We start from the raw sequence: 21,138 nt of genomic DNA, 5'->3' as shown, positions 1-21,138 counted from the left end.
GGGATGTTAAAACGCATTATACAAGCATGCTTCTTAATGGTCGGTGGAACACTTGGTATGTTACTTATTCCGGAATTATTAATTGTTTTACATGCAGATGATATTGCTTTAATAAACAATCCTTATGTAAGTGTACTGTTGGGTGCCATTATCTTTTATCTTATTACTTTTTGGGCAGTAGATCATGTGATCTATTTTATGAAGTGGCTGGAAGAACAGCTTGTTAAGATACCAAGTACGGATATAATCTTTGGCAGCGTCGGTCTTTTAGTGGGACTACTTGCGGCATTTTTAGTTGGATCCGCTTTTAGTGCCATTCGGGTCCCAATTTTAAATACAGTAGTTCCTATCATCCTTACGCTTTTGTTTGGTTATCTTGGGTTTCAGGTTGGCTTTAAAAAACGTGATGAACTATTGAATTTATTTACGAAAAATAATAAGAAAAAAACTTCAGACGGTGAAGAAAGTGAAGAGGACGAAGAAGGTTACAGCAAGCGATTAAAGATCCTCGATACAAGCGTTATTATTGACGGTAGAATTGCAGATATCTGTCAGACAGGCTTCCTAGAGGGGACCATAGTAATACCACAATTCGTATTAAACGAGCTTCAGCACATTGCTGATTCCTCAGATGCTTTGAAAAGGAACCGTGGTAGACGTGGATTGGATATCCTTAACCGGATTCAAAAAGACCTACCGATTAAAGTAGAGATGTACGAAGGGGATTTTGATGATATCCAAGAAGTGGACAGTAAATTAGTGAAGCTTGCAAAAATATCAGGTGGGATGGTTGTTACAAATGACTTCAATTTAAATAAAGTATGCGAGTTTCAAAATGTAGCGGTCCTTAATATTAATGACCTGGCGAATGCTGTTAAACCTGTTGTACTTCCTGGGGAAGAAATGAATGTGCAAGTCATTAAGGATGGGAAAGAGCAGAATCAAGGCATTGCTTATTTAGACGACGGTACGATGATTGTTGTCGAAGGTGGTCGTGATCATATTGGAAAACGCATTGATGTACTTGTGACAAGTGTACTGCAAACCTCAGCAGGTCGGATGATTTTTGCTAAACCGAAACTATTAGAAAAAGCATTATAAAGAAGAGTAGGAGAAACCGTTATGTTTTATGAAGTAGTGATACCTGCAGCTGGACAAGGAAAGCGAATGAAAGCAGGCAAGAATAAACTTTTTATTGAACTATCAGGTACCCCGATTATTGTTTATACACTTCGTGTTTTTGAAGAAGATCCTAACTGTCGGGGGATTATCCTTTCGATAAATCCGGCAGAAGAGGATTATTTCATACAAATGATAGCGACCTATGACCTTAAGAAGGTCAAGAAACTCGTGACAGGTGGCAAGGAACGTCAACAGAGTGTTTATAATGGGCTAAAACATGCAGGAGAAGAAATTATCCTGGTCCACGACGGCGCTCGCCCTTTTATTGACCAGGTGCAAATCAGTGAATTAACGTCTTCTGCTTCCCTTCATGGAGGGGCGGTCATTGCGGTTCCAGTAAAGGATACGATTAAAAAAGCCGCCGACAAAAAGGTTCTAGAAACGGTGGAACGATCAAGCTTGTGGGCGGTACAAACTCCACAAGCTTTTCGTGTATCTATATTAAAAAGTGCGCATGAACAGGCAGAGTCAGAGTCTTTTTTAGGTACGGACGATGCAAGTTTGCTAGAACGGATCAACGAACAGGTAGTTATTATTGAAGGCAATTATGATAATATTAAGATTACGACTCAGGAAGACCTTTATTTTGCAGAAGCGATTTTACATAAACAACAACTTTGATGATAGGGGAGAATAAGATGTTTCGAATTGGACAAGGATATGACGTTCATCAACTTGTAGAGGGAAGACCTTTGATTATTGGCGGGATTACAATTCCTTATGAGAAAGGGTTACTTGGCCATTCGGATGCGGATGTACTTCTACATACTGTTGCCGATGCTTGCTTAGGGGCAATTGGTGCAGGAGATATAGGTAAGCATTTTCCGGATACTGACCCGGAATTTAAAGACGCTGATTCGGCAAAACTACTGCAATATATTTGGGCGATTGTAAAAAAAGAAGGCTATGTACTAGGGAATGCTGATTGTACAATTATTGCACAAAGTCCGAAGATGGCTCCATATATTGAAGAAATGCGAGTCAGGATTGCAGAACTTTTAGATGCTTCAGTTGATCAAATCAATGTAAAAGCAACCACAACTGAGAAGCTTGGATTTACTGGCAGAAGTGAAGGAATTGCGGCACAGGCTGTTGTCTTATTGGTTAAATCAAACTAAATTCGTTTTTAGAGTGGATGCCTTTATCCCAATGAATTTAAATGATAAAATAAACGATAGAAAAGAAAGACTGGGAGGTCTATATATATCATGAGCAGTGATATTCGAGTTCGCTATGCACCGAGTCCGACTGGACATTTACATATAGGAAATGCACGGACGGCATTATTTAATTATTTATACGCACGAAATAAAGGCGGGAAATTCATCATCCGGATTGAAGATACCGACAAAAAGAGAAATATTGAGGGCGGCGAAGAAAGTCAGCTGAAATATTTAAAATGGCTTGGTATGGACTGGGACGAAGGTGTTGATATTGGCGGGGAATATGGGCCGTATCGTCAATCAGAGAGAAACGACCTGTACCAAGAATTGTATCAAGAGCTTCTGAACAAGGGTTTGGCTTATAAATGCTATTGTAAGGAAGAAGAACTTGAAGCAGAGCGAGAAGGACAGGTTGAACGTAATGAAACACCAAAGTATTCAGGGAAGTGCAGGCATTTAACTGATGAAGAGCAAGTGGAGCTAGAGGCAGAAGGCAGAAAGCCGAGCATTCGTTTTGCTGTTCCTGCGGGTAAGGTCCTTACGTTCAAAGATATGGTTAAGGATGACGTATCGTTTGAGACAGATGGTTTTGGAGACTTTGTTATCGTTAAAAAAGATGGTATTCCAACTTATAACTTTGCGGTAGCGGTGGATGATCACTTGATGAAGATTTCCCATGTTCTTCGCGGCGATGATCATATCTCCAATACTCCGAAGCAATTAATGATTTATGAAGCATTCGGTTGGGAACCACCTGTGTTCGGTCATATGACTCTAATTGTAAATGAAAGCCGAAAAAAACTAAGTAAACGTGATGAATCGATTATTCAATTCATTGAGCAATATGAAGAGTTGGGTTATTTGCCTGAAGCGTTATTCAACTTCATTACTTTACTAGGATGGTCACCGGGTGGCGAGGAAGAGATCTTCTCAAAAGAAGAGTTTATTAATCTTTTTGATGCTGATCGATTGTCTAAATCGCCTGCACTTTTCGATAAGCAAAAGCTTACTTGGATGAATAACCAATATGTGAAGCAATTGGATGAGGATCGCGCAGTGGAATTGTCTATGCCCCACTTAATCAAGGCTGGGAAGGTTTCTGCGTCCCTAACTGCTGAAGAAGAAGAGTGGGTACACGGTCTTGTTTCTCTTTACCAAGAGCAGATGAGCTATGGAGCGGAAATTGTTGAGCTGTCTGAACTATTTTTCAAGGATGAGGTCGAGTTTGAGACTGAAGCGAAAGAAGTCCTAGCAGAAGAACAAGTACCGGAAGTCATGAACGCTTTCCTTCAAGAAATCGAAGGGCTGGAGGAATTTAAGGCTGACGAAATCAAGAAGTCAATTAAAGCAGTACAAAAAAGCACAGGGCATAAAGGGAAAAAATTATTCATGCCAATTCGTGCAGCTGTGACTGGTCAAACACATGGACCTGACTTGCCTAAAGCTATTTCATTACTAGGCAAAGAAAAAATTAAACAACGTATTCAAAGTATTTTATATTAACAATTTGTCAAAAATGTAATATAGTATTTAATAATCTTACAAAAGAACGCGTAGATAGGGAGAAGTAAGTAAACGAAGCTTATTAGAGAGAACCATAACCTGCTGAAAGTGGTTCAAGCCTCTCGTTTTCTGAAATGCACCCTTGAGTCCTTTGCTGAACTAACCTCTAGTAGGCACAGGCGGAATATCCTCCGTTATAGGGATAAAAGTTGGGAATGGAAAAACAGGGAAGCTTTTTACCTGCTAAAAACCATTCCAAACAGAGTGGAACCGCGCTTAGAGCGTCTCTGTCTATTTGGACAGAGACGCTTTTTTATATGCTTTAAAAGGTTTATGAGGGGATGTTGGAAAAGGACAGAACATAGGGGGAATCATTTTGTTAAAGATGTTTAAAGAGGATATCGAAGTGGTTTTTGATCAAGATCCTGCTGCGCGCAGTTATTTGGAAGTTATTTTAACGTATGCTGGTTTACATGCAATTTGGAGTCATAGAATGGCTCACGCACTTTTCAAGAAGAAGTTTTTTTTCCTAGCGAGAAGCATTTCTCAGATCAGTCGGTTTTTTACCGGGATTGAAATCCACCCAGGGGCTACCATAGGGCGTCGATTTTTCATTGACCATGGAATGGGGATCGTCATTGGTGAAACATGTGAAATCGGCGACAATGTGTCTGTCTTTCAAGGGGTAACACTTGGAGGAACAGGTAAAGAAAAGGGAAAACGCCATCCTACTATAAAAGATAATGTATTGATTGCAACAGGAGCAAAAGTGCTGGGTTCCATCACAGTCGGTGAAAACTCAAAAATCGGTGCAGGTTCTGTTGTTTTAAAGGAAGTACCTCCTAATTCAACGGTGGTAGGCATTCCAGGTAAAGTAGTCATTCGAGATGGTATCAAAATCAAAAAAGACTTAAATCATTCAGATCTTCCTGATCCGATTGCTGACCGTTTCAAAGAAATGGATAAAGAAATCCTTGCCTTAAAAGCGAAGTTGGCTGAGCAGAGACAGGAAGAAAGGAGTTTATAATATGGCAATTAAAATATATAACACAGTTACAAGACAGAAAGAAGCCTTCGTCCCGATTGAAGAAGGAAAGGTGAGAATGTATGTGTGCGGACCCACTGTCTACAACTACATTCATATTGGGAATGCTAGACCAGCAATAGTATTTGATACCGTTCGAAGGTATTTAGATTACCGTGGGTATGAAGTTCAATTTGTATCGAATTTCACAGATGTTGATGATAAACTGATTCGCGCTGCAAAAGAATTGGGGGAAGATGTTCCTACCATTTCAGAGCGTTTTATTAAGGCGTATTTTGAAGACGTATCTGCGCTTGGTTGCAAAAAGGCGGATGCGCATCCGACTGTGATGGAGAACATGGATACAATTATTGAATTTATTTCGGCATTGATTGAAAAAGGATTCGCTTATGAATCTGAAGGTGATGTGTACTACCGAACTCGTAAATTTGAGGGGTATGGAAAATTGTCTCACCAATCCATCGATGAGCTGCGAGTTGGGGCGCGCATTGAAATTGGTGAGAAAAAACAAGATGCCCTTGATTTTGCCCTTTGGAAAGCGGCTAAGGAAGGTGAAATATCTTGGGAGAGTCCATGGGGTAAGGGGCGTCCCGGTTGGCATATCGAATGCTCCGCCATGGTCAGAAAGTATTTGGGCGATACAATTGATATACACGCAGGCGGCCAAGATCTAGCTTTTCCCCATCATGAAAATGAAATTGCACAATCTGAGGCATTAACAGGCAAGACCTTTGCGAATTATTGGATGCATAACGGGTATATAAATATTGATAATGAAAAAATGTCTAAGTCCTTAGGTAATTTTGTTCTTGTGCATGACATCATTCAGAAGCATGATCCACAAGTGTTACGCTTCTTCATGTTATCCGTACATTACCGCCATCCTATCAATTACAGCGAAGAAGTACTTGAGAATGTAAAAGCGGCACTTGATCGATTAAGAACATCTTACCAAAACTTAAAGCATCGTCTTCAAGTAAGCGATGGGTTGACTGAGAATAATAATGTTTGGGTGGAGAAAGTAAATGCATTACATGAACAATTCATTCAAGAAATGGACGATGATTTTAACACAGCTAACGCGATATCCATTCTCTTTGAACTGTCCAAGCAAGCAAATTATTACTTGATGGAGAAAAATACCGACAAGGAAGTCATTGAGGCTTTCCTTGAAGAATTCCAAACGCTGTTTTCTGTTCTAGGTTTGTCTCTAGAGGAAGAAGGGTTGTTGGATGAAGAAATTGAAGGCTTGATTCAGCAGAGAATTCAAGCGCGGAAAGATCGCAACTTTGGGTTATCTGATGAAATTCGTGACCGCTTGAAAAACATGAATATTATATTAGAGGATACCCCTCAAGGTACAAGATGGAAAAGAGGGTAATTGATGCTTCATTACGATAATAAAGTAGATGAAAAAATGTTAAACAGTCTTGCTCTAGCCTATATAGGTGATGCCGTATATGAAACGTATATCCGGCATCATCTCATTCAAAAAGGAGCGGTCAAGCCTAATCTTCTTCACAAAAAAGCAACATCTTTTGTATCGGCTAAAGCTCAAAATAGGATTATTCATTTTTTCCTGGAGTCAGGTTGGTTATCAGAAGAAGAATCCGCTGTCGTCCGTCGCGGCCGTAATGCGAAATCCGGTTCAGTTCCGAAGAATACAGATGTGCAAACGTATCGTTACAGTACGGCCTTTGAGGCACTTATGGGCTTTCTGTATTTATCCGGTCGAATAGAAAGAATGGAAGAGCTTATTAGAAAATCTATTGAATTCATTGAAGAAGAAAAGGGGAGTAACCCATGAGTGAAGAATACATCATTGGAAGAAACCCCGTATTGGAAGCACTTCGCTCCGAACGGGATATAAATAAAATTTGGATAGCAGAAGGCTCACAAAAAGGATCAATGCAACCACTTATTGGCCTTGCTAAAGAAAAGAAGGTATTCGTGCAAATTGTTCCAAAGAAAAAAATTGATCAAATGGCAGAAGGTATTCATCAAGGTGTTGTCGCACAAGTGGCGGCTTATGAATATGTAGAATTGGATGACTTATTCGCGAAAGCTGCAGAACGGGATGAAGCGCCTTTTTTCATGATTCTTGATGAAGTTGAAGATCCACATAATTTAGGGTCAATTATGAGAACAGCAGATGCTGTCGGAGCCCATGGAATCATTATTCCAAAACGGCGAGCAGTGGGATTAACGGCAACAGTAGCGAAAGCTTCGACAGGTGCAATTGAGTATATTCCAGTTGCGCGTGTTACGAATTTGGCACGAGCAGTTGAGGAATTAAAAGAGCGTGGTGTCTGGATTGTCGGTACAGATGCGAAAGGTAGCGATGATTACCGTAATATGGACGGCAAGATGCCTATTGGACTTGTAATTGGTAGTGAAGGTAAAGGAATGGCCCGGTTAATGAAGGAAAAATGCGATTTCCTCATCCGTCTCCCTATGGCAGGACAAGTAACTTCGTTAAATGCATCGGTAGCAGCTGGTTTATTGATGTATGAGGTCTATAGAAAAAGAAATCCTTTAGGTCAATAATGGGATGAATATTCTGTTAGTGGACGGTTACAACATTATTGGGGCCTGGCCGGAACTGAGAGAATTTAAAGAACGGGATCTTGCTGCTGCGAGGGACCGGTTGATTGAAATGATGGCGGAATATCAAGCTTTTACCGGGTATCGCGTAATTGTCGTATTTGACGCTCAATATGTTCAGGGAATTGCCCGGATATTCAAAAATCATAAGGTAGATGTAATTTTTACAAAAGAAAATGAAACTGCTGATGAGAGAATAGAAAAGATGGCCATTGAATTGAATAATATCAAAACACAGATCCAAGTGGCGACTTCTGATTTCACGGAGCAGTGGGTGATATTTGGCCAAGGGGCTCTAAGGAAATCTGCCCGTGAACTGCTTATTGAGATGGAAGAAATTCAAGGGGAAATTAAGAAAGATGTAAAAAAAACAACCACAATAAAACCTGCTGCTAAAATCCCTTTAAGTGAAGAAGTGGCAGAAATTTTCGAAAAATGGCGTCGAGGGAAGGTTTGAACCATTGACGGCTAATTTTTACCTGCTGTATAATATTTCTATCTGAGTCAGGTCAGGGGGATATAATGTGGGTCTCAAATTCGGAATGAAACTGAACGAAAAGTATCTGCAGTTTGATGATGATGAATTGATAGAGTTGGTACACACTGGAGACAGTGAAGCGCTGGATTACTTGATCCAAAAGTATCGTAATTTTGTTAGAGCAAAGGCAAGGACTTATTTCTTAATTGGTGCAGATAAGGAAGACATCGTGCAAGAAGGTATGATTGGTTTATATAAAGCCGTCCGTGATTTTAAAGGTGATAAGTTATCCTCCTTTAAAGCATTTGCCGAACTATGTATTACGAGGCAGATCATTACTGCAATTAAAACAGCAACACGTCAAAAGCATATTCCGCTCAATTCCTATGTTTCCCTGGACAAGCCTATCTATGATGAGGACTCCGACCGAACTCTTATGGATATTATATCGGGTACAAAAGTTTTAGACCCGGAAGAGCTGATTATTAACCAAGAAGAGTTTGACGATATCGAATTAAAGATGGCCGAGCTTTTGAGTGATCTGGAGAGAAAAGTGTTAGCTCTTTACCTAGATGGACAAACCTACCAAGAGATTTCGGAAGAGTTGAACCGTCATGTGAAGTCAATCGACAACGCCCTTCAGCGGGTGAAAAGAAAGCTCGAGCGCTATTTGGAAGTAAGGGAAATCAGTTTATAATCCCTCCGCTTTTTCCGCTTAATCTCATCTGTCCCATCTCCACTTGGATGTTTTATTCACTAAGGTTTGAAATTGAATGATAAGAAACCAATGTTTTCGATACACGATATCCATACTGTCGGGGCCTGCTTTGTTATTGACAATAAAAGACAGTCGTGATAAGGTTTTATGGATATAGTAGATAGGATAGGTGTATCAAATGAGAAAAAAAATTGTTCTAGCCTGTACTGATTGTGGTTCAAGAAATTATAGTTATGAAAGTAATCAATCAACAAGCAGCGAACGCCTTGAAATAAAGAAATTTTGCAGTACATGCAATTCACACGCGATTCATAAAGAAACGAAATAACCGTTTTATTAATAGATTAACAAAGAAGCTTTCTAATGCTTGGAGGATACATTCATGAAACGCTTAACCGAATTTTTCAGCGGAGTAGCTCGCGAAATGCGAAAAGTAAGCTGGCCGAAACGCAAAGAGCTTACGAAATATACAATCGTGGTAGTAACAACTGTATTGTTTATGGCTTTATTCTTTACGGTGGTAGATTTGGGCATTTCCGAATTAATTCGCTTAGTTATTGAATAAGAGATTCGAAAATAAGGTATAATAGTGATAGAATAATATGTGTCAGCAGAAAAGCCCGGAAACGGGTTTTTTAATTTGTCTTCTTTAAGAAGTGAAAAAGTGCAAAATTCAGCACTGCTGTAAAATTAATTATCACAATATATTCTAGTTAAGTCGGGGATTGATTTTAGGCTAAAACGTTCAAAGATAAAGTTTAATAAAGAAAATGATTGTTGCAGGGAGGGAAGGACGTTAAAGTCCTAACACATGGAAAAGAATTGGTATGTAGTTCACACCTATTCAGGTTATGAGAACAAGGTTAAGGCTAACTTGGAAAAACGTGTTGAAACAATGGGGATGGAAGACAAGATCTTTCGAGTTGTAGTTCCTGAAGAAGAAGAAACAGAAATTAAAGATGGCAAAAAGAAAGTAACGAAAAAGAAAGTATTCCCAGGGTATGTACTAGTGGAAATCATTATGACGGACGATTCCTGGTATGTAGTTCGGAATACACCTGGCGTAACAGGTTTTGTGGGTTCGTCAGGAGCTGGATCTAAACCGACAGCGCTTCTTCCTGAAGAAATTGAAGTCGTTCTTAAGCGGATGGGCGTTGATGAAAGCAAAATCGAAGTTGATTTTGAAATCGGCGATACCGTTCAGGTTAAAGAAGGACCATTTGCAACCTTTGCAGGTCCTATTGAAGAACTTGATAAAGATAAAGGTAAAGTAAGAGTTCTAGTTAATATGTTTGGCCGTGATACGCCAGTTGAACTTGACTTTAATCAAGTGGAAAAATTATAAACGGAAAAAAACTTGAAATTGCCATTTGAAAGTGGTAAAATTTCAAAGGTCAGTATGTTTCAATTTTTAGGCCTCAACGATACAAGCATTCTTTATTAATATATAAAGAATTCAAGATGAGTGGGAGGGTATATCCCTATTACCACATCACGGACTTATAAGGAGGTGTGTCTCGTGGCTAAAAAAGTAATTAAAATGGTTAAATTGCAAATTCCTGCTGGTAAAGCGAATCCGGCTCCCCCAGTTGGTCCTGCATTAGGTCAAGCTGGTGTAAACATCATGGGATTCTGTAAGGAGTTCAACGCTCGTACAGCAGATCAAGCTGGTCTAATTATTCCTGTTGAAATCACGGTATTTGAAGACCGTTCATTTACATTCATTACAAAAACTCCGCCCGCTGCTGTATTGCTTAAGAAAGTAGCAGGTATTGAGTCTGGTTCTGGTGAACCTAACCGTAAAAAAGTTGCTACAGTCAAGCGTGATCAAGTGCGCGAGATTGCTGAAACTAAAATGCCTGACCTAAACGCTGCAAACGTTGAAGCTGCAATGCGTATGGTTGAAGGTACTGCTCGCAGCATGGGTATTGTCATCGAAGACTAATCCATGTAATTGCTATTTGTTTCTACGGGGTTGCGATTGATACTCGCAACCTTTATTCGTGGGAGGTTATACCGTTAAAACCACAATTTAGGAGGATTTATATCATGGCGAAAAAAGGTAAAAAGTATCTTGAAGCAGCTAAGCTTGTAGAAGTTTCTAAGGCTTATTCTGTAACTGAAGCAATCGAAGTTGCTAAAAAAGCTAACTTCGCAAAATTCGATGCAACTGTTGAAGTGGCTTTCCGTTTAGGTGTAGACCCTAAGAAAGCAGACCAACAAATTCGTGGAGCAGTTGTTCTACCGAATGGTACTGGTAAAACTCAACGCGTATTAGTATTCGCTAAAGGCGAAAAAGCAAAAGAAGCTGAAGCTGCTGGTGCTGACTACGTTGGCGAATCTGACTACATCAACAAAATCCAACAAGGTTGGTTCGAATTCGATGTAATCGTTGCGACTCCAGACATGATGGGTGAAGTTGGTAAACTTGGTCGCGTATTAGGACCTAAAGGTTTAATGCCTAACCCTAAAACAGGCACAGTTACATTTGATGTAACAAAAGCTGTTAACGAAATCAAAGCTGGTAAAGTTGAATACCGCGTAGATAAAGCTGGTAACATCCATGCTCCAATCGGTAAAGTATCTTTCGAGGATGCTAAACTAGTGGAAAACTTCACTACTATCTATGATACGTTAATGAAAGTGAAACCTGCGGCTGCTAAAGGAACTTACATGAAAAACGTTTCTGTAACAACTACAATGGGCCCTGGTGTGAAAGTTGATTCTTCTTCTTTCAATAAATAATTGACATTCCAAAACTATTATTGTTATAATATGTTTTGTTGTGAATAAATGAATATCATTTGTACCGTAGACAGTAGGTGCTCAACTAGAGCTTAATTCCCTGCCGAGGTAATTCGATAATAATAGTCGTTGACTATGACCTTTGAAATTACTGCCTTCATGTCTGCAATAGAGATGAAGGCTTTTTCTTTGAAACGGTATAAATGTTTTCAAGCAAATCTACAGGAGGTGTAAGGATGAACGCAATTATTGAACAAAAGCAAAAAATCGTTGCTGAGATTTCTGAAAAATTAACTGCAAGCCAATCAACAGTAGTTGTTGACTACCGTGGATTGACTGTTGCTGAATTAACAGAACTTCGTAAGCAACTTCGTGATGCTGGCGTTGAGTTTAAAGTTTACAAAAACTCTTTAACTCGTCGTGCTGCTGAAAGTGCTGAACTTAGCACTTTGAACGAATCATTAACAGGACCAAACGCAATTGCATTCTCAACTGAAGATGTTATTGCGCCAGCAAAAATCCTTAACGATTTTGCGAAAAAACATGAAGCGTTAGAAATCAAAGCTGGAGTTATCGAAGGAAATGTTGCAACTGCAGAAGAAATTAAAGCTCTTGCAGAACTACCTTCACGCGAAGGCCTACTTTCAATGCTACTCAGCGTGCTACAAGCACCTATGCGCGGACTTGCTATTGCTACAAAAGCAGTTGCAGATCAAAAAGAAGAACAAGGCGCGTAAGCTAACCGCTTATTTAGCCTATTGATTCAAAAAAAAAACCAACCATTTCGAGGAGGAAATAACAATGACTAAAGATCAAATCTTAGAAGCAGTTAAAAACATGACTGTTTTAGAATTAAACGACCTTGTAAAAGCAATCGAAGAAGAATTTGGCGTAACTGCTGCTGCACCTGTAGCTGTAGCTGCTGCTGGTGGCGCTGCTGCTGAAGAAAAAACTGAGTTTGATGTAATCCTTACATCTGCTGGAGATCAAAAAATCAAAGTTATCAAAGCTGTACGTGAAGTTACAGGTCTTGGACTTAAAGAAGCAAAAGAACTTGTTGACAACACTCCAAAAGCAATCAAAGAAGGCGCTTCTAAAGAAGAAGCTGAAGAAGTTAAAGCTAAACTTGAAGAAGTTGGAGCTGGCGTTGAAGTTAAGTAATCTTGCATAAACAAAAAGCTCGCTATCACTGGCGGGCTTTTTTCTCTTCATTTTAAAGAAAATGACGGAAAATCGCTGTTAATAGTTTGGTTAAGAGATTCTACAAACTTAACGGCATGCAAGCATCCATTCTTCAAATCTCTTCTCTCATTAAATCTTCAATATTCCTTTCTGATAGGGGGAGATGACTCTGACAGAGCATTACTACTCACATAAACCGGATGTCGTAAGCAATCCGAAATTTTGGGATTTTACATTAAAGGGACGTACTTTCCGCTTCAAAAGCGATAATGGCGTTTTTTCAAAAAAAGAAGTTGATTTTGGTTCTCGTCTTTTGGTTGAAACCTTTAACCTTAATGAAGCTGTGGAAGGAGATATTCTTGATGTAGGTTGCGGTTATGGACCAATTGGAATATCAATTGCAGCAGCTTATCCCGATAGAACAATAGAAATGATTGATATAAATAGCCGGGCAGTTGAATTGTCAAAAGAGAATGCCGCTTCTAACGGGATCGCCAATGTAAAAATATTCGAAAGTGATCGTTTTGACAAAGTTGGCTCAAATCAATTCGCTGCAATTCTTACGAACCCTCCCATTCGCGCAGGTAAAAGTGTTGTCCACGAAATTTTAGAAGAAAGCTATCGAAGTTTGGTAGCTGGTGGAGAATTATGGGTTGTCATTCAAAAAAAACAAGGTGCACCATCAGCCATGGATAAAATGGAGCAATTATTTGGAAATATTGAGGTGCCAGTTAAGAAAAAGGGTTACTATATACTATTATCCAAAAAGGTTTGACTCTAAATTTTCGCTATGTTAGTATTATAAAATGCATATATATAATTCCGTAACTATGCAATTTTTATACCATTGGTGTATAACCAATGGATAATATGGGAAAAATATATAAATAATAGTTCGTTTTATGAGAAATAGTGGTTTTTAAAATAAAAACCATTTTCTTTTTGTCTATGGAAATGATTCCTTTTCCGAGGCAAATTGATCCTTATAACGCTTGATTTAAGGGGTGAATCAGTTGACAGGTCAACTTGTTCAGTATGGACGACACCGCCAACGTAGAAGTTATGCAAGAATCAGTGAGGTTTTGGATCTTCCGAATCTGATTGAAATTCAAACAGCTTCTTATCAATGGTTTCTAGATGTAGGTTTAAAAGAAATGTTCCAGGATATTTCTCCTATTGAGGATTTTACAGGTAATTTATCATTAGAATTCATCGATTACAGCCTAGCTGAACCGAAGTACTCTGTGGAAGAAACAAAAGAACGCGATGTTACTTACTCTGCTCCACTTCGTGTGAAAGTGCGCCTTGTTAACAAAGAAACAGGGGAAGTAAAAGACCAAGATGTATTTATGGGCGACTTCCCTCTGATGACTGAAACAGGTACATTTGTCATCAATGGTGCAGAACGGGTAATTGTATCCCAATTAGTGCGTTCACCAAGTGTTTACTACAATGGTAAAATGGATAAAAACGGTAAGCTTGGGTTCTCTGCGACCGTTATTCCTAACCGTGGCGCATGGCTCGAATACGAAACAGACGCCAAGGATGTTGTGTATGTTCGAATCGATCGCACTAGGAAATTGCCTATTACGGTATTGATGCGTGCACTTGGATTCGGAACCGATCAAGAAATTATTGATTTAATCGGTGACAATGAATACCTTCGCAACACTCTTGAAAAGGACAACACTGAGAGTGTGGAAAAAGCATTACTAGAAATTTATGAGCGTCTACGCCCGGGTGAGCCACCTACAGTCGATAACGCGAAAAGTCTTTTAGTATCCCGCTTTTTTGATCCAAAACGTTATGATTTAGCTAACGTAGGTCGTTATAAAATAAACAAAAAACTGCATATTAAGAACCGTTTGTTTGGGCAACGTATTGCGGAGACTTTGATAGATCCAGAAACTGGAGAAATTATAGTTGAAAAAGGTACAATGCTTGACCGTAGGACTCTTGATAGAATTCTGCCTCATATTGAAGCGGGAATCGGTTTTAAAACATTCCACCCATCTGGTGGTGTGGTAGAAGAAGAAACTCTTCTTCAACCTATTAAAGTATTTGCACCAAACGATGCTGAAGGCGAAAAAGTGATTAATATCATCGGTAATGCTTACGTGACCGACCAGGTTAAAAACATTACACCGGCTGATATCATTTCTTCTATTAGCTATTTCTTTAACTTATTGCATGGTGTAGGAATCACAGATGATATTGACCATTTAGGAAACCGTCGTCTGCGTTCTGTTGGTGAATTGCTGCAAAACCAGTTTAGAATTGGTTTATCTCGTATGGAACGTGTTGTACGTGAAAGAATGTCTATTCAGGATACGAATACAATCACTCCACAGCAACTAATTAACATTCGCCCAGTTATTGCATCTATTAAAGAATTCTTTGGAAGCTCTCAGCTTTCTCAATTTATGGATCAAACTAACCCGCTGGCTGAATTGACGCATAAACGTCGTCTATCTGCATTAGGACCTGGTGGTTTAACACGTGAACGTGCGGGCTTTGAAGTACGTGACGTTCATTATTCCCACTATGGCCGTATGTGTCCGATTGAAACGCCTGAGGGACCGAATATTGGTTTGATCAACTCATTATCTAGTTTCGCAAAGGTAAACCCGTATGGTTTCATCGAAACACCATATCGTCGTGTGGATCCTGAGACAGGTAGAATTACAAGCCAAATTGATTACTTAACAGCTGATGAAGAAGATAACTATGTAGTTGCACAAGCGAATGTTCGTCTATCAGATGACGGATCATTCCTTGATGATGATGTCGTTGCTCGTTTCCGCGGTGAAAATACCGTTGTGCCGCGTGACCGCGTAGATTACATGGATGTATCTCCTAAACAGGTTGTGTCTGCCGCGACAGCATGTATTCCTTTCTTGGAAAATGATGACTCCAACCGTGCCCTTATGGGAGCGAACATGCAACGTCAAGCAGTACCTTTACTGCAACCGGAAGCCCCTCGAGTTGGAACAGGTATGGAATATGTTTCAGCGAAAGACTCTGGTGCTGCTGTCATCTGTAAACATCCTGGTATCGTAGAACACGTTGAATCACGTGAAGTATGGGTACGTAGGGTAAGTGAGGTTGACGGACAGCAAGTAAAAGGAAACATTGATAAATATCGTTTATTAAAATTCATCCGTTCCAACCAAGGAACGTGCTATAACCAACGCCCAATCGTTAGTGTTGGTGACAACGTTGTAAAAGGTGAGATTCTTGCTGATGGTCCTTCAATGGAAAAAGGTGAGTTAGCGCTTGGACGTAACGTATTAGTTGCCTTCATGACATGGGATGGATATAACTATGAAGATGCCATCATCATGAGTGAACGTTTAGTTAAAGATGATGTGTACACTTCTATTCATATTGAAGAATATGAGTCCGAGTCCCGTGATACGAAATTGGGACCGGAAGAGATTACACGTGATATCCCGAATGTTGGGGAAGATGCGCTTCGTAATCTTGATGAGCGCGGAATTATCCGTGTCGGCGCTGAAGTAAAAGACGGAGACCTTCTAGTTGGTAAAGTTACGCCTAAAGGTGTAACAGAATTGACTGCTGAAGAACGTTTATTACATGCAATTTTCGGTGAAAAAGCACGTGAAGTAAGGGATACGTCACTTCGTGTACCTCACGGCGGCGGTGGAATCGTACTTGATGTTAAAGTATTTAACAGAGAAGATGGCGATGAACTACCTCCTGGTGTAAACCAACTTGCGCGTGTATATATCGTTCAAAAACGTAAGATCCATGAAGGCGATAAGATGGCTGGACGTCATGGTAACAAAGGGGTAATCTCTAGGATTCTTCCTGAAGAAGATATGCCTTATTTACCAGATGGCACACCGGTCGACATCATGTTAAACCCATTGGGTGTACCTTCACGTATGAACATCGGTCAGGTGCTGGAGCTTCACTTAGGTATGGCAGCACGAGCGCTTGGCATTCATGTAGCATCGCCGGTATTCGATGGTGCCACTGAGGAAGACGTTTGGGGTACGATTGCAGAAGCTGGGATGTCCCGTGATGCAAAAACAGTCCTTTATGACGGGCGTTCAGGTGAAGCATTCGATAACCGTGTGTCTGTTGGTGTCATGTATATGATTAAACTTGCACATATGGTTGATGATAAACTTCACGCTCGTTCAACTGGACCATACTCCCTTGTTACGCAACAGCCACTTGGTGGTAAAGCGCAATTTGGTGGACAGCGTTTCGGTGAGATGGAGGTATGGGCACTTGAAGCTTATGGTGCTGCTTATACATTACAAGAAATCCTTACCGTTAAATCAGATGATGTCGTCGGTCGTGTGAAGACTTACGAAGCGATTGTCAAAGGTGAAAATGTCCCTGAGCCTGGCGTCCCTGAATCCTTCAAAGTATTGATTAAGGAACTTCAAAGCTTAGGATTGGATGTTAAAATTCTTAATGCCGAAGACCGTGAAATTGAAATGCGTGACTTGGAAGATGAAGAAGAAGCCAACCAAGCAGACAAATTGAGCCTTGATTCAGAAACAAAAGATATGGTTGCTTCCGAAGTAGGGGCACCAGCTAAAGAATAAGAAATTAAATATAAACACATCACTTTATATATTATCCGCTCTGACTGGCAGCAAGATGTTTCTTTAAAGATCCTGCTGCCTTGTTAGAGTCTTAATGATTCAATCAACCATCATCCGGTGTAGATTGCCTGATAATAAGACGGCAATCAAGGGTTAAACCTGGAGATTAAAAGGGAGGTAGGCCCCTTGTTAGACGTTAATAATTTTGAGTATATGAAAATTGGTCTTGCTTCGCCAGACAAGATTCGTTCTTGGTCCCATGGAGAAGTTAAAAAACCAGAAACAATCAACTATCGTACGTTAAAGCCAGAAAAAGACGGTTTATTCTGTGAGAGAATTTTTGGACCTCAAAAGGACTGGGAATGTCATTGTGGAAAATATAAACGTGTTCGTTATAAAGGCGTAGTTTGTGACCGTTGTGGCGTTGAAGTCACTCGTGCTAAGGTTCGTCGTGAACGTATGGGTCATATTGAGCTGGCAGCTCCAGTTTCACACATATGGTATTTTAAAGGAATTCCGAGTCGTATGGGACTTGTTCTTGATATGTCTCCGCGTGCATTGGAAGAAGTTATTTACTTTGCATCTTACGTGGTAACTGAAACAGGCGATACAACTTTAGAGAAGAAACAACTTCTTTCTGAAAAAGAATATCGTACATACCGTGAAAAATACGGTAAGAAGTTCCAAGCAGCAATGGGTGCTGAAGCTATTAAAAAACTTTTACAAGACATTGATACGGAAAAAGAAGTAGAGTCGTTGAAAGAAGAGCTTAAAACAGCTCAAGGACAACGTAGAACCCGTGCAATTAAACGCTTGGAAGTGCTAGAAGCATTCCGTAACTCAGGTAATGAGCCTTCATGGATGATACTAGACGTACTACCGGTTATTCCACCGGAACTTCGTCCAATGGTACAACTTGATGGCGGTCGTTTTGCTACATCTGATTTAAATGATTTATATCGTCGTGTTATCAACCGTAATAATCGGTTGAAAAGATTATTGGACCTTGGGGCACCAAGCATTATCGTTCAAAACGAAAAGCGTATGCTTCAAGAAGCTGTCGATGCTCTAATCGATAATGGCCGTCGTGGTCGTCCGGTAACTGGACCTGGTAACCGTCCATTAAAATCTTTATCTCATATGTTAAAAGGTAAACAAGGCCGTTTCCGTCAAAATCTTCTTGGTAAACGTGTTGATTACTCTGGTCGTTCTGTTATCGTAGTTGGACCTAACTTAAAGATGTACCAATGTGGTCTGCCGAAAGAAATGGCGATTGAATTATTCAAACCATTCGTTATGAAGGAACTAGTTCAAAGAGGTTTAGCGCATAACATCAAATCTGCTAAACGTAAGATTGAAAGACTATCTCCTGAAATTTGGGATGTACTTGAAGAAGTTATTAGAGAACACCCAGTTCTACTGAACCGTGCACCAACTCTTCATAGACTTGGTATCCAAGCATTTGAGCCAACTTTAGTTGAAGGTCGCGCAATTCGTTTGCATCCGCTTGTATGTACAGCTTACAATGCTGACTTTGACGGTGACCAAATGGCGGTCCATGTTCCTTTATCTTCTGAAGCACAGGCAGAGGCTCGTATGCTAATGCTTGCTGCGCAAAATATTTTGAATCCTAAAGATGGTAAACCTGTCGTTACACCTTCTCAAGATATGGTATTAGGTAACTATTACTTAACATTGGAAAGAGAAGGCGCTATCGGTGAGGGTATGATCTTTAAAGATACAAGTGAAGCGTTGCTTGCATACCAAAACGGTTATGTACACTTACATTCCCGTTGTGCGGTGCATGCATCATCACTAAATAATGAAACATTCACGGAAGAGCAAAATAGCCAACTCTTAATAACAACTGTTGGTAAATTGATCTTCAATGAAATTTTACCAAAATCATTCCCGTATATTAACGAACCAACACGTTATAATTTGGAAACAAAAACTCCAGAGAAATATTTCGTGGAAAAAGGTGCTAATATTACTGAATTGATTAAGGCTCAACCAGCTATTGATCCATTCAAGAAAAAAATTCTTGGAAATATCATTGCGGAAGTCTTTAAACGTTTCAAAATTACCGAAACTTCTAAAATGCTTGACAGGATGAAAGATCTTGGTTTCAAATATTCGACAAAAGCAGGTATTACCGTTGGTGTGGCTGATATTGTTGTTTTAAAAGAAAAACAAGAAATCATTACTGAAGCTCAAACGAAAGTAGATAACGTCCTAAAACAATTTAGACGTGGTCTAATTACGGAAGATGAGCGTTATGATCGCGTTATCTCAATTTGGAGTGCCGCTAAGGATACCATTCAGTCGAAACTTATGGACTCTCTGGACCGACGCAACCCAATCTTCATGATGAGTGACTCCGGTGCCCGTGGTAATGCATCCAACTTTACGCAGCTTGCGGGTATGCGTGGATTGATGGCCAACCCGGCTGGACGTATCATTGAATTACCGATTAAATCAAGTTTCCGTGAAGGTTTAACAGTGTTAGAGTACTTCATTTCTACACATGGTGCTCGTAAAGGTCTTGCTGATACAGCACTTAAAACAGCCGATTCCGGTTACCTTACACGCCGACTAGTTGACGTAGCCCAAGACGTTATCATTCGTGATGATGATTGTGGTACAGACCGCGGCTTGAAAATTTCTGCCTTGAGAGAGGGTACGGAAATAATCGAGCATCTAGAAGAACGTCTAGTAGGCCGATATGCAAGAAAAGCGATTAAACATCCAGAAACAAATGAAGTGATTGTACCTGAAAACGGTCTTATCACTGAGGATCTGGCTAATTATATTGAATCTCTTGGTATTGAAACAGCATGGATTCGTTCTGCCTTTACATGTAACACTAGTCATGGTGTATGTAAAAAATGTTATGGACGTAACTTGGCAACTGGTCAAGAAGTTGAAGTGGGCGAAGCAGTTGGTATTATTGCTGCTCAATCAATCGGAGAACCAGGTACACAGTTAACGATGCGTACATTCCATACTGGTGGGGTTGCCGGAGATGATATTACTCAAGGTTTACCTCGTATCCAAGAAATATTTGAAGCGAGAAACCCTAAAGGTCAAGCCATCATTTCTGAAATCGAAGGAACAGTTGTTTCGATTAATGAAATTCGTGATAAACAACAGGAAATCGTTGTTCAAGGTGCTGTTGAATCACGCACTTATACTGCGCCGTACACAGCGCGTTTAAGAGTAGCTGTTGATACATTCGTACGTCGAGGCGAAGAGTTAACAGAGGGTTCAATCGATCCGAAAGAATTGCTGAAAGTTACTGATGTACTTACTGTTCAGGAATATCTGCTTCATGAAGTACAAAAAGTATACCGGATGCAAGGGGTAGAAATCGGTGATAAACACATCGAGGTTATGGTTAGACAAATGATGCGTAAGGTCCGTGTGCTTGACGCTGGTGAAACTGAAGTTCTTCCAGGAACATTATTGGATGTTAACCAGTTTACAACTGCGAACACAGATGCATTACTGACTAGCAAATTACCTGCTACTGGACGTCCTGTATTACTAGGTATTACAAAAGCATCTCTAGAAACGGATTCCTTCTTGTCCGCAGCGTCATTCCAAGAAACAACTAGAGTCTTGACTGATGCAGCAATAAAAGGAAAACGTGATGAATTGCTTGGACTTAAAGAAAATGTTATCATCGGTAAACTTGTCCCTGCAGGAACAGGTATGCTTCGTTACAGAAAAGCTAACCCTGTCGTTGTTGGTGACGAAAGCACAGATACAGTAACAGTAGATTAAATGAAATAGGGCCAGCTCATCTATTAAAACTGAAGACCGCACTCCTTTTCTATGGAGGAGTTGAAGGATCAGAATTTATTGAGCTGGTCTCTCTTAATAAGAATGACTTACTAAATAGACGAGTAAGAACTCTCTTTATTTCCATTTTA

At 40.0% G+C, this 21,138-nt stretch carries 20 protein-coding genes and 2 other annotated features; all 20 genes read left to right on the top strand.

The window, feature by feature from the left end:
• Positions 1–3: 3 nt before the first annotated feature.
• A complete protein-coding gene (locus ACQKMR_RS22995; protein WP_427699360.1) occupies positions 4–1,101 on the top strand; it encodes a PIN/TRAM domain-containing protein in 1,098 nt (365 codons plus the stop codon).
• A gap of 21 nt (positions 1,102–1,122) precedes the next feature.
• Complete coding sequence (gene ispD / locus ACQKMR_RS22990; RefSeq protein WP_427699359.1) at positions 1,123–1,803, top strand: 2-C-methyl-D-erythritol 4-phosphate cytidylyltransferase; 681 nt, start codon at positions 1,123–1,125, stop codon at positions 1,801–1,803.
• Between the two features lie 17 nt (positions 1,804–1,820).
• Positions 1,821–2,300 carry a 2-C-methyl-D-erythritol 2,4-cyclodiphosphate synthase gene (ispF, locus tag ACQKMR_RS22985; RefSeq protein WP_056521805.1) on the top strand — a complete coding sequence of 160 codons (480 nt, stop codon included), beginning with the start codon at positions 1,821–1,823 and terminating at the stop codon, positions 2,298–2,300.
• Positions 2,301–2,390: 90 nt separating this feature from the next.
• Complete coding sequence (gltX, locus tag ACQKMR_RS22980) at positions 2,391–3,848, top strand: glutamate--tRNA ligase (protein ID WP_427699358.1); 1,458 nt, start codon at positions 2,391–2,393, stop codon at positions 3,846–3,848.
• Between the two features lie 42 nt (positions 3,849–3,890).
• Positions 3,891–4,140, top strand: a binding site (T-box leader).
• Positions 4,141–4,224: 84 nt separating this feature from the next.
• The gene (gene cysE / locus ACQKMR_RS22975) at positions 4,225–4,875 is read left to right on the top strand and encodes a serine O-acetyltransferase (RefSeq protein ID WP_427699357.1); all 651 of its coding nucleotides are present in this window, start codon (positions 4,225–4,227) and stop codon (positions 4,873–4,875) included.
• 1 nt (position 4,876) lies between these two features.
• Positions 4,877–6,274, top strand: coding sequence for a cysteine--tRNA ligase (gene cysS, locus ACQKMR_RS22970; RefSeq protein ID WP_427699356.1), 1,398 nt, complete (start codon positions 4,877–4,879; stop codon positions 6,272–6,274).
• A 3-nt stretch (positions 6,275–6,277) separates the two neighbouring features.
• Entirely contained in the window at positions 6,278–6,700 is a 423-nt protein-coding gene (locus ACQKMR_RS22965) for a Mini-ribonuclease 3 (RefSeq protein WP_053349080.1), read from the top strand.
• Positions 6,697–7,440 (top strand): 23S rRNA (guanosine(2251)-2'-O)-methyltransferase RlmB, encoded by a 744-nt coding sequence (gene rlmB, locus ACQKMR_RS22960; RefSeq protein WP_427699355.1) that lies wholly within the window; start codon positions 6,697–6,699, stop codon positions 7,438–7,440. Before ACQKMR_RS22965 ends, rlmB begins: the two co-directional genes overlap by 4 nt.
• A gap of 4 nt (positions 7,441–7,444) precedes the next feature.
• Positions 7,445–7,954 (top strand): NYN domain-containing protein, encoded by a 510-nt coding sequence (locus tag ACQKMR_RS22955; protein ID WP_427699354.1) that lies wholly within the window; start codon positions 7,445–7,447, stop codon positions 7,952–7,954.
• Between the two features lie 85 nt (positions 7,955–8,039).
• Entirely contained in the window at positions 8,040–8,672 is a 633-nt protein-coding gene (gene sigH, locus ACQKMR_RS22950) for an RNA polymerase sporulation sigma factor SigH (protein WP_427699367.1), read from the top strand.
• Between the two features lie 199 nt (positions 8,673–8,871).
• Positions 8,872–9,021, top strand: a complete 150-nt coding sequence (gene rpmG / locus ACQKMR_RS22945) for a 50S ribosomal protein L33 (RefSeq protein WP_427699353.1) — start codon at positions 8,872–8,874, stop codon at positions 9,019–9,021.
• 54 nt (positions 9,022–9,075) lie between these two features.
• A complete protein-coding gene (secE, locus tag ACQKMR_RS22940) occupies positions 9,076–9,258 on the top strand; it encodes a preprotein translocase subunit SecE (protein WP_427699352.1) in 183 nt (60 codons plus the stop codon).
• 246 nt (positions 9,259–9,504) lie between these two features.
• Complete coding sequence (gene nusG / locus ACQKMR_RS22935) at positions 9,505–10,038, top strand: transcription termination/antitermination protein NusG (RefSeq protein ID WP_053349075.1); 534 nt, start codon at positions 9,505–9,507, stop codon at positions 10,036–10,038.
• A 174-nt stretch (positions 10,039–10,212) separates the two neighbouring features.
• Positions 10,213–10,638: a 50S ribosomal protein L11 gene (gene rplK / locus ACQKMR_RS22930; protein ID WP_053349074.1), complete on the top strand. Its 426-nt coding sequence runs from the start codon at positions 10,213–10,215 to the stop codon at positions 10,636–10,638.
• A gap of 104 nt (positions 10,639–10,742) precedes the next feature.
• Entirely contained in the window at positions 10,743–11,438 is a 696-nt protein-coding gene (rplA, locus tag ACQKMR_RS22925; protein WP_427699351.1) for a 50S ribosomal protein L1, read from the top strand.
• Positions 11,439–11,484: 46 nt separating this feature from the next.
• Positions 11,485–11,635: a sequence feature (ribosomal protein L10 leader region), on the top strand.
• Between the two features lie 39 nt (positions 11,636–11,674).
• Positions 11,675–12,175: a 50S ribosomal protein L10 gene (gene rplJ / locus ACQKMR_RS22920; protein ID WP_056521822.1), complete on the top strand. Its 501-nt coding sequence runs from the start codon at positions 11,675–11,677 to the stop codon at positions 12,173–12,175.
• A gap of 64 nt (positions 12,176–12,239) precedes the next feature.
• Positions 12,240–12,599 (top strand): 50S ribosomal protein L7/L12, encoded by a 360-nt coding sequence (rplL, locus tag ACQKMR_RS22915; RefSeq protein ID WP_427699350.1) that lies wholly within the window; start codon positions 12,240–12,242, stop codon positions 12,597–12,599.
• A gap of 190 nt (positions 12,600–12,789) precedes the next feature.
• A complete protein-coding gene (locus ACQKMR_RS22910) occupies positions 12,790–13,395 on the top strand; it encodes a class I SAM-dependent methyltransferase (protein ID WP_340892434.1) in 606 nt (201 codons plus the stop codon).
• Between the two features lie 238 nt (positions 13,396–13,633).
• The gene (rpoB, locus tag ACQKMR_RS22905) at positions 13,634–17,203 is read left to right on the top strand and encodes a DNA-directed RNA polymerase subunit beta (protein ID WP_201188198.1); all 3,570 of its coding nucleotides are present in this window, start codon (positions 13,634–13,636) and stop codon (positions 17,201–17,203) included.
• 186 nt (positions 17,204–17,389) lie between these two features.
• Positions 17,390–20,989 (top strand): DNA-directed RNA polymerase subunit beta', encoded by a 3,600-nt coding sequence (gene rpoC / locus ACQKMR_RS22900; RefSeq protein WP_427699349.1) that lies wholly within the window; start codon positions 17,390–17,392, stop codon positions 20,987–20,989.
• Positions 20,990–21,138: the final 149 nt, after the last annotated feature.

The organism is Peribacillus sp. NPDC096540 (assembly GCF_050278525.1).
Taxonomy (GTDB): domain Bacteria; phylum Bacillota; class Bacilli; order Bacillales; family DSM-1321; genus Peribacillus.
This window is presented reverse-complemented; position numbering and strand designations above follow the sequence as displayed.

Bases quoted from the DNA above. Each gene is read 5' to 3' on its own strand.
- nusG (WP_053349075.1), top strand. From the start codon at position 9,505: ATGGAAAAGAATTGGTATGTAGTTCACACCTATTCAGGTTATGAGAAC.
- ACQKMR_RS22995 (WP_427699360.1), top strand. From the start codon at position 4: ATGTTAAAACGCATTATACAAGCATGCTTCTTAATGGTCGGTGGAACA.
- ACQKMR_RS22955 (WP_427699354.1), top strand. From the start codon at position 7,445: ATGAATATTCTGTTAGTGGACGGTTACAACATTATTGGGGCCTGGCCG.
- cysS (WP_427699356.1), top strand. From the start codon at position 4,877: ATGGCAATTAAAATATATAACACAGTTACAAGACAGAAAGAAGCCTTC.
- rlmB (WP_427699355.1), top strand. From the start codon at position 6,697: ATGAGTGAAGAATACATCATTGGAAGAAACCCCGTATTGGAAGCACTT.
- ispD (WP_427699359.1), top strand. From the start codon at position 1,123: ATGTTTTATGAAGTAGTGATACCTGCAGCTGGACAAGGAAAGCGAATG.
- ACQKMR_RS22965 (WP_053349080.1), top strand. From the start codon at position 6,278: ATGCTTCATTACGATAATAAAGTAGATGAAAAAATGTTAAACAGTCTT.
- rpmG (WP_427699353.1), top strand. From the start codon at position 8,872: ATGAGAAAAAAAATTGTTCTAGCCTGTACTGATTGTGGTTCAAGAAAT.
- ispF (WP_056521805.1), top strand. From the start codon at position 1,821: ATGTTTCGAATTGGACAAGGATATGACGTTCATCAACTTGTAGAGGGA.
- rplA (WP_427699351.1), top strand. From the start codon at position 10,743: ATGGCGAAAAAAGGTAAAAAGTATCTTGAAGCAGCTAAGCTTGTAGAA.
- sigH (WP_427699367.1), top strand. From the start codon at position 8,040: ATGAAACTGAACGAAAAGTATCTGCAGTTTGATGATGATGAATTGATA.
- secE (WP_427699352.1), top strand. From the start codon at position 9,076: ATGAAACGCTTAACCGAATTTTTCAGCGGAGTAGCTCGCGAAATGCGA.
- rplL (WP_427699350.1), top strand. From the start codon at position 12,240: ATGACTAAAGATCAAATCTTAGAAGCAGTTAAAAACATGACTGTTTTA.
- gltX (WP_427699358.1), top strand. From the start codon at position 2,391: ATGAGCAGTGATATTCGAGTTCGCTATGCACCGAGTCCGACTGGACAT.
- rplJ (WP_056521822.1), top strand. From the start codon at position 11,675: ATGAACGCAATTATTGAACAAAAGCAAAAAATCGTTGCTGAGATTTCT.